The organism is Planomicrobium okeanokoites (genome assembly GCF_003428875.1).
Classification (GTDB): domain Bacteria; phylum Bacillota; class Bacilli; order Bacillales_A; family Planococcaceae; genus Planococcus; species Planococcus okeanokoites.
Window position 1 is genome coordinate 465,093 of record NZ_QQRS01000002.1, and the last position, 12,978, is coordinate 478,070.

At 47.5% G+C, this 12,978-nt stretch carries 13 protein-coding genes, 1 riboswitch and 1 other annotated feature; of the genes, 6 read left to right on the forward strand and 7 right to left on the reverse strand.

Annotated features, from left to right (window positions below; all coding sequences use genetic code 11):
* Positions 1–455 precede the first annotated feature (455 nt).
* Complete coding sequence (locus D2910_RS07270) at positions 456–1,196, reverse strand: hypothetical protein (protein WP_117312942.1); 741 nt, start codon at positions 1,194–1,196, stop codon at positions 456–458.
* A gap of 18 nt (positions 1,197–1,214) precedes the next feature.
* Positions 1,215–2,612, reverse strand: coding sequence for a M1 family metallopeptidase (locus D2910_RS07275; protein ID WP_117312943.1), 1,398 nt, complete (start codon positions 2,610–2,612; stop codon positions 1,215–1,217).
* A gap of 194 nt (positions 2,613–2,806) precedes the next feature.
* Positions 2,807–2,951: riboswitch (cyclic di-AMP (ydaO/yuaA leader) on the forward strand.
* A gap of 137 nt (positions 2,952–3,088) precedes the next feature.
* Here D2910_RS07275 and D2910_RS07280 point away from each other — a divergent pair.
* From D2910_RS07280 to D2910_RS07290, 3 genes are all read left to right on the forward strand, one after another.
* A complete protein-coding gene (locus tag D2910_RS07280) occupies positions 3,089–4,417 on the forward strand; it encodes a TrkH family potassium uptake protein (protein WP_117312944.1) in 1,329 nt (442 codons plus the stop codon).
* A 130-nt stretch (positions 4,418–4,547) separates the two neighbouring features.
* Positions 4,548–4,758, forward strand: a binding site (T-box leader).
* An 80-nt stretch (positions 4,759–4,838) separates the two neighbouring features.
* Positions 4,839–6,179, forward strand: coding sequence for an anthranilate synthase component I (gene trpE / locus D2910_RS07285; protein ID WP_117312945.1), 1,341 nt, complete (start codon positions 4,839–4,841; stop codon positions 6,177–6,179).
* A complete protein-coding gene (locus D2910_RS07290) occupies positions 6,176–6,745 on the forward strand; it encodes an anthranilate synthase component II (protein WP_117312946.1) in 570 nt (189 codons plus the stop codon). Before trpE ends, D2910_RS07290 begins: the two co-directional genes overlap by 4 nt.
* 63 nt (positions 6,746–6,808) lie before the next feature.
* Here D2910_RS07290 and D2910_RS07295 read toward each other — a convergent pair whose 3' ends face one another.
* The 3 genes from D2910_RS07295 to D2910_RS07305 are packed head-to-tail and all read right to left on the reverse strand — an operon-like array spanning position 6,809 to position 8,195.
* Positions 6,809–7,153 carry a DUF6176 family protein gene (locus tag D2910_RS07295; RefSeq protein ID WP_117312947.1) on the reverse strand — a complete coding sequence of 115 codons (345 nt, stop codon included), beginning with the start codon at positions 7,151–7,153 and terminating at the stop codon, positions 6,809–6,811.
* 21 nt (positions 7,154–7,174) lie between these two features.
* A complete protein-coding gene (locus D2910_RS07300; RefSeq protein WP_117312948.1) occupies positions 7,175–7,822 on the reverse strand; it encodes a DUF3885 domain-containing protein in 648 nt (215 codons plus the stop codon).
* A 34-nt stretch (positions 7,823–7,856) separates the two neighbouring features.
* Entirely contained in the window at positions 7,857–8,195 is a 339-nt protein-coding gene (locus tag D2910_RS07305; RefSeq protein ID WP_117312949.1) for a hypothetical protein, read from the reverse strand.
* 296 nt (positions 8,196–8,491) lie between these two features.
* Between D2910_RS07305 and D2910_RS07310 the strand changes: the two genes are divergently transcribed.
* From D2910_RS07310 to D2910_RS07320, 3 genes are all read left to right on the forward strand, one after another.
* Positions 8,492–8,695, forward strand: a complete 204-nt coding sequence (locus D2910_RS07310; RefSeq protein ID WP_133299085.1) for a hypothetical protein — start codon at positions 8,492–8,494, stop codon at positions 8,693–8,695.
* Positions 8,696–8,950: 255 nt separating this feature from the next.
* Positions 8,951–10,753, forward strand: a complete 1,803-nt coding sequence (locus tag D2910_RS07315; protein WP_117312951.1) for a M3 family oligoendopeptidase — start codon at positions 8,951–8,953, stop codon at positions 10,751–10,753.
* A 200-nt stretch (positions 10,754–10,953) separates the two neighbouring features.
* Entirely contained in the window at positions 10,954–11,280 is a 327-nt protein-coding gene (locus D2910_RS07320) for a DUF3784 domain-containing protein (RefSeq protein WP_165850153.1), read from the forward strand.
* Between the two features lie 148 nt (positions 11,281–11,428).
* On the opposite strand, the gene D2910_RS07325 is transcribed toward D2910_RS07320, so the two are convergent.
* Both D2910_RS07325 and D2910_RS07330 read right to left on the reverse strand, forming a co-directional pair.
* Positions 11,429–12,028, reverse strand: coding sequence for a class I SAM-dependent methyltransferase (locus D2910_RS07325; RefSeq protein ID WP_117312953.1), 600 nt, complete (start codon positions 12,026–12,028; stop codon positions 11,429–11,431).
* Positions 12,029–12,054: 26 nt separating this feature from the next.
* Entirely contained in the window at positions 12,055–12,954 is a 900-nt protein-coding gene (locus tag D2910_RS07330) for an NAD(P)/FAD-dependent oxidoreductase (protein ID WP_117312954.1), read from the reverse strand.
* Positions 12,955–12,978 lie beyond the last annotated feature (24 nt).

Consider the following 12,978-nt stretch of genomic DNA (forward strand, 5'->3'; position numbering starts at 1 on the left):
CCGATGAACGGATAAAACCTTTGCGGACGCAAAGGTTCCTTTAAAAGACTGGAGTTTTTCGCGGCTGCGAAAAACATCCGCTTTTGTTTTTTCACTTTTCGGCGGCTTGAGGAGTTTTTTGGCGTTTTTCCCCCTGATTTGGTCGTTGGTGCGAGGTTTTTGAAGCTTGTGATTTAAAAAAGTTCTCTTCCAATCAAAATGAGTTGGAAGAGAGCCTGATTCAGCTTGAATTGCTGCCAATATGATGTGAATTTAAATTATTAATTTCCATATTTTGGACTTTCTTTCCAATTTGGCTCAAATACTTTCCAATTCACTCGAAATACTTTCCAGTTTGGCATAAATACTTTCCAATTCAGCTTAAATACTTTCCAATTTGTTTTGCCCACTTTTCCATCCACTCTCCCCATAAACAAAGCCCGCCAATTCCCGGCGGGCTTTCACTTTCATTTATTTTATTGATCCAATCCAAAATATGCCGTCAGTGAAACCCTGCGCCCCGCTCCATGCCATCTATGGTACTCATTAAAAACTGCGTGGATGTTATTATCAAAGCGTTCTTCCACTAAATAAGTAATTTCGAGAAAGCTGCGCCAATAATCGAACATGATGCTCGATAAGCTGCCCTGATAGGAACTGCTGCCGAAATCGTCGATGGAACGGCCGCCGTATTCCGGCGTGAATGCCTCGACCAATTCCCGCTCCACCGCGGTGATGTCATCGAACTCGGTTTCGCTCAACAACAATTTCCGCGGCAGGTATTCACACATGCCCTCTTCGAACCAGATGCTGTCATCCCGCTCTTCGTCGAATTCATCCGGAAATAAATCCGAATGATGGGTCAGCTCATGACCGACGATCGTGAACAGGTGGTTTTCCGAATAGTTCTCGTAAAACTTTCGAATATGAGGCAGCTCTTTGCCGTCCAATTGCCGGATGAAAAGTTTGCGCCACGCGTCCAAATCAGGTGAGATGTAAATGACGTCTTTATTGGTATAGGCCGGTATCGGGATGTCCGACAGCACCGAAGTCGCCAGCTCAGCCGTTGTCCAGACGATGCCTTTCGGCTTATCGGTCAAAGCGAAGTCTTGGGACAAAGTCTGCTCGTAGTCCGCCAGCCGTTCACTGAAGCGCTTGATAACCGGCTCGAATTTCTCGTAGTCTGCCATCTTTTCAAAAGCATAAATATGTTTCAACTCGAATACCCTCTTTCATTAAGGTGCATCTGCCGGCTCGATCCAGCTGTCCAAAAACTCGCTCTGGTCCCCGTCAAAATAATCTTCGAAGAAAATTCTGAAGTCTTCGCTGTCCACCGCTTTAAATTGGAATGCAGCGTAATAATCCGATAAAAATTCCAGCGCATTTTCGCGGCCGCCATTGGCATCGAAAAACTCTTTCAGCATCAACGGCCCTTTGCCGTAGACCGTCGAGTAATAAGCGGCCTCTTCAAATTCATCCAGCGGCAGATTGACGTATTTCTCAGGCGGATGGCTGGCCTGGCTCAGCGAAGCATCCCAGAAACCGCTGTCCGTATCGCCGTTGCGCTCGCTGATGAACAGCGCCGTTAAAAATTCCGCCACACTCTCATCCAGCCAGGCATCTTCGAACGGATCATTAGTCACCAGGAAATAAAACCATTGATGGGCAATCTCATGGACAAGTATGGGCTCCATCGCTTCCTGTTCCGTCGCCACTTCAATGACGTTGGGGTATTCCATATAACCGTCGTTCGCGATGATATCCAGTTCATCGAAAGGATTGTCGCCGATTTCCTTTTCGAAATGGCTGTAGGTTTCTTCCGCTAACGCAATCGTTTCTTCCAGCAAATCGGCATCCGCCGGCATAAACACCCGCAAGTCTGTGTCGCCCGCTTGCGCCGTTCCTGTTTGCCATTCTTCCGGATCCATAAAGGCGATGTAGAAATCCTTGAGATCATCGCCTGCCAGCTCACCCGATGCTGCAGCCTCGATTGCGCCGTCGTCCGCTGAACTGGCTACCAGGTATTCTTCAGGCAACTCATAGCTGACGCTGAAATTTCCGTAGCCGGTGTCATAGGATTCACCTTTTGGATCGTAGTCTTCAATGTCCCAGCCGTTATCGTAAACCCCAAGCATCGGGTACCAATGCGCGAGATAGAAATTATCATCCACTTGAGCCAGGCGCATGCCGTCTTCCGGCACTTTCAGGCTGTAGTCGACCGTCACTTCCACAGCGCCGCCCACTTCCAGCTCGGTCGGCAATTGAATCATCAGTTCATTATTTTCCAGCGTGAAATCAGCCGGCTCCCCGCCGATTAATACATCAAACAACTCGACTTCCGCCTGTCGGTCCCGGTAAGAATGGGTCTCCACCGCATTCATGGCATTCGGCACGAGATAGAAGCCAATTTCCTCCCAGGCATCTTCGGAATCGTTCGTCACTTCGATGACAGACGATACCGTGAACAGCCCATCCTCGTCCATTTCAAGATTCAAATCGTAATTGGCATTCACGCCCTCCGGTTTGCCGTCCGAAACCCGTTTTTCGGGTTGGGCCGAAAAGAAAGCGATCATTAAAATCGCCACGCTGATCAATGCAATGACGCCAGCTGCCACCCATCCTTTTTTCTTCATAAGCCATCCCCCGTTGAAGTTCCTTCTTTTATTCCAATAAAACCGGCTGCAGGCCGGAATTAAAATCTCCTTTTTTATCCATTTACAAGTCTATCATCTAAGAGGCGCCCAGGTCATTCGAAGTCCAGTGAATAAGCAATAAAAATAGTTGTTGACAAAGCTTGGAAACGGGCGTATTTTTTAGCTTATCACATACCTTTTATTCGCTGAATCAGTAATGAGCGGGGGAACCAATCCGGATAGCAGCCGCTATCCTGGGGTGAATCTTACATGTGTAAGAAGGGATACTCTTAGTCCCTAATCCGACAGCTAACCTCGTAAGCGTTGACTCCATTAAGAGAAAGGCCGTAGGTTCACCCCTAAGACCATTCTATTTAAGATGGTCTTTTTTGTTTGGCCTAAAAAGCCTGACGTAACAAGAAAGTTCACGGATAATCGTCATTCATGTGAAAACCACAGATAAGGAAGTGCACGAAATGGGCAGTCGCAGTAAAAAGAGGGTCAAGATTTCACCGCCTCTTTTGATTTCCGGGAGCTTTTTCGTATTAATCATCATGGGCACGATTCTATTGAAATTACCCATTGCGACCACTGCCCCGATTTCCTGGACAGACGCATTGTTTGTGGCCACTTCTGCCACAACTGTAACCGGATTGAGCGTGTTCGACCCCGGCACTGTTTTAACCGGATTCGGCGAAGGGGTTTTGCTGGTATTGATCCAGTTTGGCGGCATCGGCCTTATGACGTTTGCCGTTGCCATCCTGATGATGTTCAAAAAGAAAATCGGCATCCAGAACCGGCTATATCTGCAGGAGGCATTTTCCCAAAACACCTTTGGCGGCATCATTCGACTGGTCAAGTACATCCTGTTATTCGTCTTTTCAGTCGAGGCGATCGGCATCGTCTTACTGACGGCTTACTGGCTTCCCGATTACGGCTTGAAAGAATCGCTGCATTTCAGCGTATTCCATGTCATATCCGCTTTTAATAACGCCGGCTTTTCGTTATTTCCGGATAACCTGATGAGCCATCAGACAGATCCACTGGTGCTGTTCCTCTTGTCTGCATTGTTCATCGTCGGCGGCATCGGCTTTACCGTTGTAGTCGATCTGTTCCAGAAGAAAACATTCCGGCAATGGTCGCTTCATACCAAATTGATGGTCATCGGAACATTGGTGCTCAATCTGTTCGCGACAATCATCGTTTTTATCCTGGAACATGACAACCCCGAAACAATCGGCGGCATGTCATTGTTCGAACAGATTTTTGCATCTTATTTTACCGGCGTGACTCCTCGGACCGCCGGATTCAATGTTGTAGATTACGCTTTTATGGAAGATCCGACGCTCTTGTTCACGATGATCCTGATGTTCATCGGCGGCGGCAGCGCTTCGACAGCATCCGGCATCAAGCTGACGACGTTCATCGTTGTCGTGCTTGCAACGGTTTCCTTTCTTCGGTCTGAACGGGAACCGGAAATTTTCGGCCGCTCGATCCGCCTTGAAATCACGTTGCGGTCACTGGCCATCACCACCATCAGCGTGCTGACGGTCTGGCTGTTCATCTTTCTCCTGACGATTTCCGAATCACTTCCATTCCTGCCGCTCGCGTTTGAAGTGGTATCGGCTTTCGGCACAGTTGGATTGTCGATGGGTGTGACGGGTCAGCTGAGCGATCTCGGCGAAGTGCTGCTGTGCATCCTGATGTTCATCGGCCGAGTCGGTCCGCTCACCTTGTTCTTTTTATTGCTTAAGAAAAAGAAAGAGCATTTCAGATATCCGTACGACCAAGTATTTACAGGATGACAATAAAACCTTGGGCGATGAATTGACAAAGCGGGACCGCTTGCATAGAATAAGGACAAGCTTTTGTATGATCATGGGAGCAGGCGCCGGGAGCGGCGTCACCTGAGTACAGCCGAGCTGAGCATAGCAGAGTAAATCGTCGAACAGGAAAAGTAGCGCAAAAAGCCTCTCAAAGAGAGCCGGTGGCAGGTGGAAACCGGCGGGGCGAATGCGTGAATGGGCCTGTGAGTGGTGTCCTGAAAATCGAGTAAGGACATCCGTTTTCCCCGCGTTACTGGGGATCAAGTGAAAGCTGCAATGGCTTTAACACGAGGTGGCACCGCGGTCAATCCGTCCTCTGCAAGGAACAGTCCTGTTCTTTGCAGAGGGCTTTTTTTATTGGCCGGCGCTGCCGAACCGAGACCAGAGGAGATGAGCAGAGATGGAGATCAGAAAGATCGAAGGAGATTTGCTGACGCCGATTGCGGTGTTCAACCGGCTGACAGGGCCGAGAAAGTTTTTGCTGGAAAGTTCGCTTAAAACGTCGCTTACCGGCCGCTATTCGTTTATCGGCGCCGATCCGGTCAAGTCTTTTATCGGCGAGAAAGAGCGGCTGATGGAAGTCAACCACAGAACCGGCGAGGAGACGATTCACCACGGGAAGCCGCTGGAAATATTGAAAGATTTGGTCCCGACCGATCGTGAATCGATTGAAGGACTGCCGTTTACCGGCGGTGCGCTTGGCTATATCGGCTACGATGCCATTGCGGCTTATGAGCCTGTTGAGGCAGCACGCGTGAACAGCCTGCAGATGCCGGATATCCATTTGCATGATTACCAGACCGTCGTGATATTCGATCATGTAAAGCATGACGTAACGATAGTGTCCACTGAAGGCAAAATCGACCAAGTAACAGCGCAATTACAAGACGCGGAACAGCCTGAGGGCTTCGAATCACAGTCGCCGCTTGCTTTCCGATCGACAACCGATGCCGACAGTTTCAAACAGAAAGTGAAGCTGGCCAAAAAGCATATCGAAAACGGCGATGTATTCCAGATTGTGTTATCGCAGCGGCTGTCCGCTGATTACAAAGGAGACTCTTTCAGCCTCTACCGGAAATTGCGCAAACAGAATCCGTCTCCATATCAGTTTTATATCGACTTTACTGATTACGCCGTGGTCGGGGCGTCGCCTGAGAGTTTATTGACCCTGCGGGGTGGCCATATGGTGACCAATCCGATCGCCGGCACACGAAAACGCGGACGGACCGAAGAAGAAGACGCGCGCTTGGCCGAAGATTTGGAGCAGGATGAAAAAGAGCGGGCCGAGCATCAGATGCTGGTCGATCTCAGCCGCAATGACGTCGGTCGCGTGGCCGCTATCGGTTCGGTGAAAATACCGAAATACATGAAAATCGAACGCTACCAGCACGTCATGCATCTGGTTTCGGAAGTCACCGGCGAGCTCGGCGACGATATGCATCCGCTTGATGCACTTGTTTCCTGTCTGCCGGCGGGAACCGTCTCTGGTGCACCGAAAGTCCGCGCCATGCAGCTGATCCAGCAATTCGAAGAAGAACGGAGAGGCGTCTACGGCGGAGCCATCGGTTACCTCGGCAATAACGGCAATCTCGATATGGCGTTAGCCATCCGGACATTTGTCGTTAAAGACAGTCAGGTCCATGTCCAGGCAGGTGCCGGCATCGTTTACGACTCGATTCCCCAGGCGGAATTTGAAGAGACGCTGCACAAAGCTCGTTCGCTGACGGAGGTGTTCGGATGATTCTCCTGATCGATCACTTCGATTCGTTCACCTATAACATTTATCAGGCCGTTTCCTTATTGGGGCGTGAAGTTGAAGTCGTGCGCTACGGTGTGCTGACGGCTGAGGAAATTCTTGAGCGGGAACCGGAAGCCATCATCCTGTCCCCTGGGCCGGGGCATCCTGATGCAGCGCCGGAATCGATCCGGCTGATCCAGCTTGCCGGTGACAGGGTTCCCCTGCTCGGAATCTGCCTCGGCCACCAGCTGATCGGCGCCGCTTTCGGCGGAACAATTTCGCATGCACCAATTATCCGGCACGGAAAAGTATCTGCGATTTCACACAGCCATCAAGGCATATTTTCGGAAATGACAGTTCCGCTCCCTGCCATGCGCTATCATTCGCTGGTGATCGAGGCGGAATCGCTTCCTACATGTCTGGAAGTTCAGGCTGTTTCCGAAGATGACGGCATGATCATGGCTGTAAAACATACCGACTATCCGATTTACGGCATCCAGTTTCATCCGGAATCGATTGGGACGCCGGATGGGAACAAATTGATGGCAGGCTTTTTGGATCGCATATAAAAATAAAAAGCGGAATTCCTGCGCCATGTGAATGGGGGGGAATTCCGCTTTTTTGTGTTGGATTTATTTCATGTTCGTTTTTATACTTTCCGGAATCATAATAACCGCAGTGGTTAGATCAACCGGCGCAAATTCCGGATCAATGCATTCCTTCCAGAAAGCCATATGCTTTTCGTCAATCCAGTGAGTTGATGTCTCCACTTCCTGGCCGCCCTCGCCCTGGACCGAATACCAATAGAGATACTCATTGCCGTCGAGCATTTCACGGAAAATCGTCTCGACATACATTTTCTCACCCTCCAAGGTGACCAAAACATCCTTCATATTGCCATTCAGAAATGCCAGCCATTCATCGACCACAGCTGACTTTCCATCTTTAACTCGAAATCTTGTTAATTCTACGTTCATTTTTAAACTCTCCATTCTTATTTATTTGAATACAGCATCGATCTTGTCACTGTCGTAATCGAGGATCCAATCGTTATATTGTTCGTATAAAAAACGGATATTTTCTTTATCCGCAGCGATGATATCGCATCCCCGGTCATCGTAGAGATGGTAAATGAGTTGCTGGGTTATATTAATCAAATAAATACGGGCGTCGCTTCCCTGGTAATTGGTAATTCTTGAAGGGTGACCAAAATCCTGGTAACAGATGACCTGCAATAATTGCGGGTAGCGAATATCCTTTTTGCGGCAGGCGTAGCTGAAGCGACGAGTCGTAATATTTTCATCGAATTCCGGCAGTTCGATCTCTTCCAGCTGCAGTTTATATAAGGCCTGCGGTTGCTTGATGTATTTCTTGTAAACATTTACAGGTTTTTTGCGAATAAAGGAATTGTTTTGCCATGTAATCAGGTCTGTCACAAAGAGGATTTCATCTTCGTCATTGAAAGCCGCATCGAATAACGCCGTGGAACGCTCGAAAGCCTGCGCTAAAAAGTTCGGTTCTTCGTAAGAGCGTTTAGGATCCGCTATCTCGAAACGCAGCCCGGGTTCCCACGCATAAAACAGGGCTGGCACAAGTTCGATGCCATTAAAGTGTTGATTCATAAATGATTGCAGTTTGTCGGGCATTGGATCCCTCCATTTTTTCAAGGTTGTATTAAGATTACTCCACTTTCAACACGCTCAAATGATCTGTAGTCGCAATCAGATCAATTTTCTTGTCGTCCTTCTGGTAAATCGGCGTCAGTTCGCCTTCAACTTTCTCCCAGCCATCTAGCTTCAACGCCAATCGATAGCTCCAGGGAATGCCATTGTCGCCGGAAGCTTTCGGCCACTCGTAATTCTTTCCGAATTCATTTTCTTCAACGAGCGTGGCGCTTTGAGGCACCGGAAAATCCAGTAACTCGGCGTCTGCTTTGTAACTCGTAGTGAGTACGAAAGCTGAAATGCCGCCTATCAAAACTAAAAAACTTAATGCGATTGGCCATATGAATTTTTTCATCGAAGATTCTCCTTGTGGGGTCAAATTTTAATAAATTCAATGAAGTGCCTATTCAATTTCACTATTTAACCCAATATTTTAAATACTGCCCACTTCTAATATACAGATTGTGGAAAAATAACACTAGTTCACCTTGGAGATTTTGTTTCATCTGTGGAACTATCTTTAAAAATTAAAGTCTCTTTAATTAAGACCGATTCGAGGGAGTGAGTTAGTTGTATTACGCACTGATATTAATTTCCTTTATTATTTCTATAGTTGCCGTGAGGTTGGTCTATCGAAAGACACAAAAGAAAATGATCAGTATCTTTTTTACGCTTTTGATTAATATTCTGTTTTTAGGTACAGCTTTCACTATTTCATATCAGATGGATATAGAGAAATGGAATATTGGGACAGGAAATTGGAAGATTGTCTATTTGCTGATTGCCATCCCAATCATCACCTGGTTTAATGCCTTTTTGCTGCAATTTGTGAAGGTGGAAGACACCACGAAATGACGATCTCAATGTTTATTTGCGGTGAGCGTGATTTATTTGCGCAGATTCGGATTTGTTTGCGCTGAGCGGATTTTATTTGCGCAGAATTGAATTTGTTTGCGCTGAGCAGAATTTATTTGCGGTAACGCTGATTTCATGAAAAATTTTATTTCCATAAATACATTTCCATGTAACTTCCCTTCGACTTCCCACTCGTATTCATGTAAACTTAACGGGAACATATGTTTTGTTTTGTATATAAAAGGGGGATTCCGGATGAAGGGTAACGAGTTTACGGATACGTGGGAATTGGATTCTCTGTTAAAGGGGTCAGGTGAACTGACTGATTTGATCGCGCAAACGAAAGTGGGCATTGCTGAATGCCTGGAACGAGCCGAGGCGCTGGATTTAACCAATACTCAAGACAATAAAGAACCGGTCGCCATCATTCTCCGGGACATCGGCTGCATCCAGAATGCACTGTCCCAAATGAGTTCGTTCATTACTTGCCTGCTTGCTGAAAATCCGGGAAATCAGACAGGCACCTCCCTGCAAGGAACCATTTCTTCAGTAAAGGCTGACTTCAGTTCACTGGTGAAAAAACTCCAATACCAGCTTGCTGAACTGGATTCGGCAGCCTGGGATTTATTGCTGCAAACTGAAAGTTTGAGGGACTACCGATTTATATTAAATGAATGGCGGACGGATGCGGATGCCGCTCTGTCGAATAAAGAAGAAGCTTTGATTTCCGATTTGATGGTCGATGGCTATCATGCCTGGAACGATCTATACCGCTCCATCCTCAATAATTTGCGCGTCTATATAGAGATGGATGGCGTCGAAAAGACGTTTTCCATCGGACAGGCAGTGAATTTACGGTCGCATCCAAATCCAGCGATCAGGAAAAACGCTTTTATTGCTTTGGAAAATTTGTGGACGGGGCAACAGGAAACGATGGCGCGGATTCTCAATCACATTACCGGGTTCCGCTTGCAGGTCGACCGGAAGCGCGGAGCTTCGAGCAGTCTGGAGCAGCCGCTCAAAGATAACCGGATGAGCAAAAAGACGCTGCAGTCTATGTGGCGGGTTGTCGAACGGCAAAAGCCTGCGTTCGTCGATTATCTGGACCATAAAGCGCAATCTGCCGGGAACGATCAAATGCCTTCCTATGATTTTTGGGCGCCTTTAGCAGAAAAGGACATCACCCTCGATTACCGGCAAGGCGCCGAATTCATCCTCCAGCAATTCCGGAACTTCGGACCGGAGTTGGAGCAATTCACCCGCAATGCCTTTGAAAAAGGCTGGGTTGAAGCAGCCGATCGTCCTGGAAAATCAGCTGTGGCTTTTTGCGCAGGCTTTCCGCTGTCGGGTGAATCCCGTGTATTTCTGACTTTTGACGGCTCGATGACCACTCTTCTGACGCTTGCCCATGAACTCGGCCACGCCTTCCACAATCATGCATTGAAAGATGTGGCTCCCCTGAACCGCCGCTACAGCATGAGCACAGCGGAAACCGCGTCGACATTTGCTGAAATGATTATGCTCGATGCCGCGATTGAGCAAACGGACGATTCGGACAAAAAACTGATGCTGCTGGATGAAAAAATAAAGCGCAGTGTCATGAATTTCATGAACCTGCATTCGAGATTTCTTTTTGAAGAGCGGCTCTATGAAGCGCGTGGAAAAGGCATGGTTTCAGCTGACCGGCTGAACGATATGATGGAAGATGCGCTTGCTGAAGCCTATGCCGGTTCCATGAGCCACTTGCCAGTCCATTCATGGATTTCGACGCCACATTTCTATATCACTTCTTCCCCGTTCTATAATTTCCCTTATACATTCGGTTATCTGTTTGCTGTCAGTATTTATGCAAAAGCGAAAGAACAAGGAGCCGATTTCGAGAAGAATTATTTAGCATTGCTGCGCGACACCGGCAGTATGACGGTCGAAGATTTGGCAATGAAGCACCTCGGAGAAGATATTACGCAGGAGAGTTTCTGGGAAAAAGGGATGGCTCTTTGCCTGAAGGATGTAGAGGAGTTTATCCAGCTGTCGTCGAGGAGTTTGGTGAGGCAGTGATTTGATGGATTTGAATAAATTAAAAGAAGGATTCCATTTCGGAATCCTTCTTTTTTCCGTTAATATGTTCTAGTGCAAGCACATCTGCCTTAAGTGATTGAAAATTACATGAGAACCATTCAAACTGAAAGTAATAAACCACTTACAGCGCCAGTCATAATGACTGGCACTGAGGAAAACTATTTATGAGGAGACTCCGCATGACAACCGATATAATCATTTCGCTTCTCGGCATCCTGCTTCTGCTCGTCATGGGCATTTACCTGCTGCAGGGCAAAGGTGCGATGTTGATCGCTGGATATAACACTTTGCCGAAAGAAGAAAAGGAAAAATACGATGAAGCGGCTTTATGCAAGGCAACTGGAAAATTGATCCTGAGTTTCATCGCACCCATTACGCTGATTTCTCTGGGTGACCTACTCCAGATGAACTCCCTGATGATTGCCGGCGGCGTTTTACTCGCCGTCCTGATTGTCTTCGGACTGATTTACATTAATACCGGGAACCGGTTTAAAAAGAATGCATAAAAGATAAAGGCATCTTCTTACGAGTGAATTGTACGTAAAAAATGGATGCTTTTATCTTGCCGGCCATATGACACAGTTTTTTTTGAATTTATTTATATTACACACTTTACAGACATCTGTTGTCTGTAATTAAACCAAAAAAATATACTTACCCTACTTCCCCCTGCTTCTGCACAATCAATACATACAACGATTCTGAAGGAAATACTTTTTCAACTACCCGGAAACCGGCATCCTCCATCTCCTGTTCCATCCCTGCCAAAGAAATTCTCGGTGCTTTATGGGATGTTTCCACTTTGGGCTCGAGTTCGATACAGATTAAATGGCCACTATCTTTCAATACATTTTTCATTTGCGTCAATGTTTGATCCAAAGGCCGGATCTCGTGCAATACCAATGAAGCGATCACCAGGTCGACCCTTTCATCAGGCAAGGGAATGTCCGAACCATCTGTGTGAACCGGAATGATGTTTTCAATTTCCGCGTGCAGAGCTTTCGCTTTTATAACGTCCAGCATTTCAGCATCCATATCAAGCGCATATACATTCCCAGTCACTGCTTTCGCCGCGGGAATCGTAAAGTAACCGGTACCCGCCCCGAAATCCAACACCGTATCCGTTTCACTAATCGGAATCAGGCTCAATAATTTTTCTGGAGACAAGTCATTTTTTCGCGCGGGATTCTCCAGATAAGACATTTTCCCGTGAGACCCATGCTTACTATACGAGTTTTTATGTTTCTCGTGCATCTATTTTCCTCCTCTTGCTGATCTTTTCAGCTGAATTTCTCTTCGATCATCGCGGCATTGATGCTGATGGCGGCCATGCTGCCTTCTGCTGCCGCGAAAATCAACTGGGACGCGCCGGCCAATGAGACATCTCCGCAGGCATAAACGCCTTCAATATTCGTCCGTTTCATCGCGTCGCTTTCCACGCCGCCGCGGTCATTGAGTTTGCAGCCGAGCGACGCTGCGATATCCGAAGCAAGCGTCCATTCCGGCGTTATGAATCCGCCTTCCCGTGAAACCGCTCTTCCGTCTTCGAAAAGAATCTCCGCCAATTTGCCGTTCTCACCGTTTAACGCACGGATCTTTTCTTCGTAAACCTGAATGCCCCTGCTTTCCAGCAGGCTTTTCTCTTCTGAAAGCAACTGCCGTCCATTGGTGCAATAAATCAAATCGTCCGTCCAGTTAGATGCCACTTTCACCATGTGCGATGCCGCTTCGTTATCTGAAATGACAACTAATGCCTTGTCCCGCATTTCCCAGCCATCACAGAACGGGCAGCTGAACAGGCTTTTCCCGTAAAACTCTGCCACTCGATCCACATCCGGTAAAACTTCTTTAAAACCCATTGCCAGAATGATCCGCTTTGCCTGTAATACTGCTCCGTCTTCCGCTTCAAGATGGAACAGCCCATCTTCCTTATAGACACGCACGACCCGTTGTTTCTGAATTTCAACGTCCGGGTACTTCGCCAGTTCTTCATGGCCGATTCGTTTGAATTCCTGCGGATCGACGCCATCACGCGTGATGAATCCATGCGATTCCGAAACGACCGCATTGCGCGGTTTATTGTCATCGAACAGGACTGTTTTCCGTCGAGATCTCCCGAGCACGAGCGAAGCGTTCAGCCCCGCTGGCCCTCCCCCGATTACAGCACAATCGAGTATCATTCCAATCACTCCTTCTAATTTCAA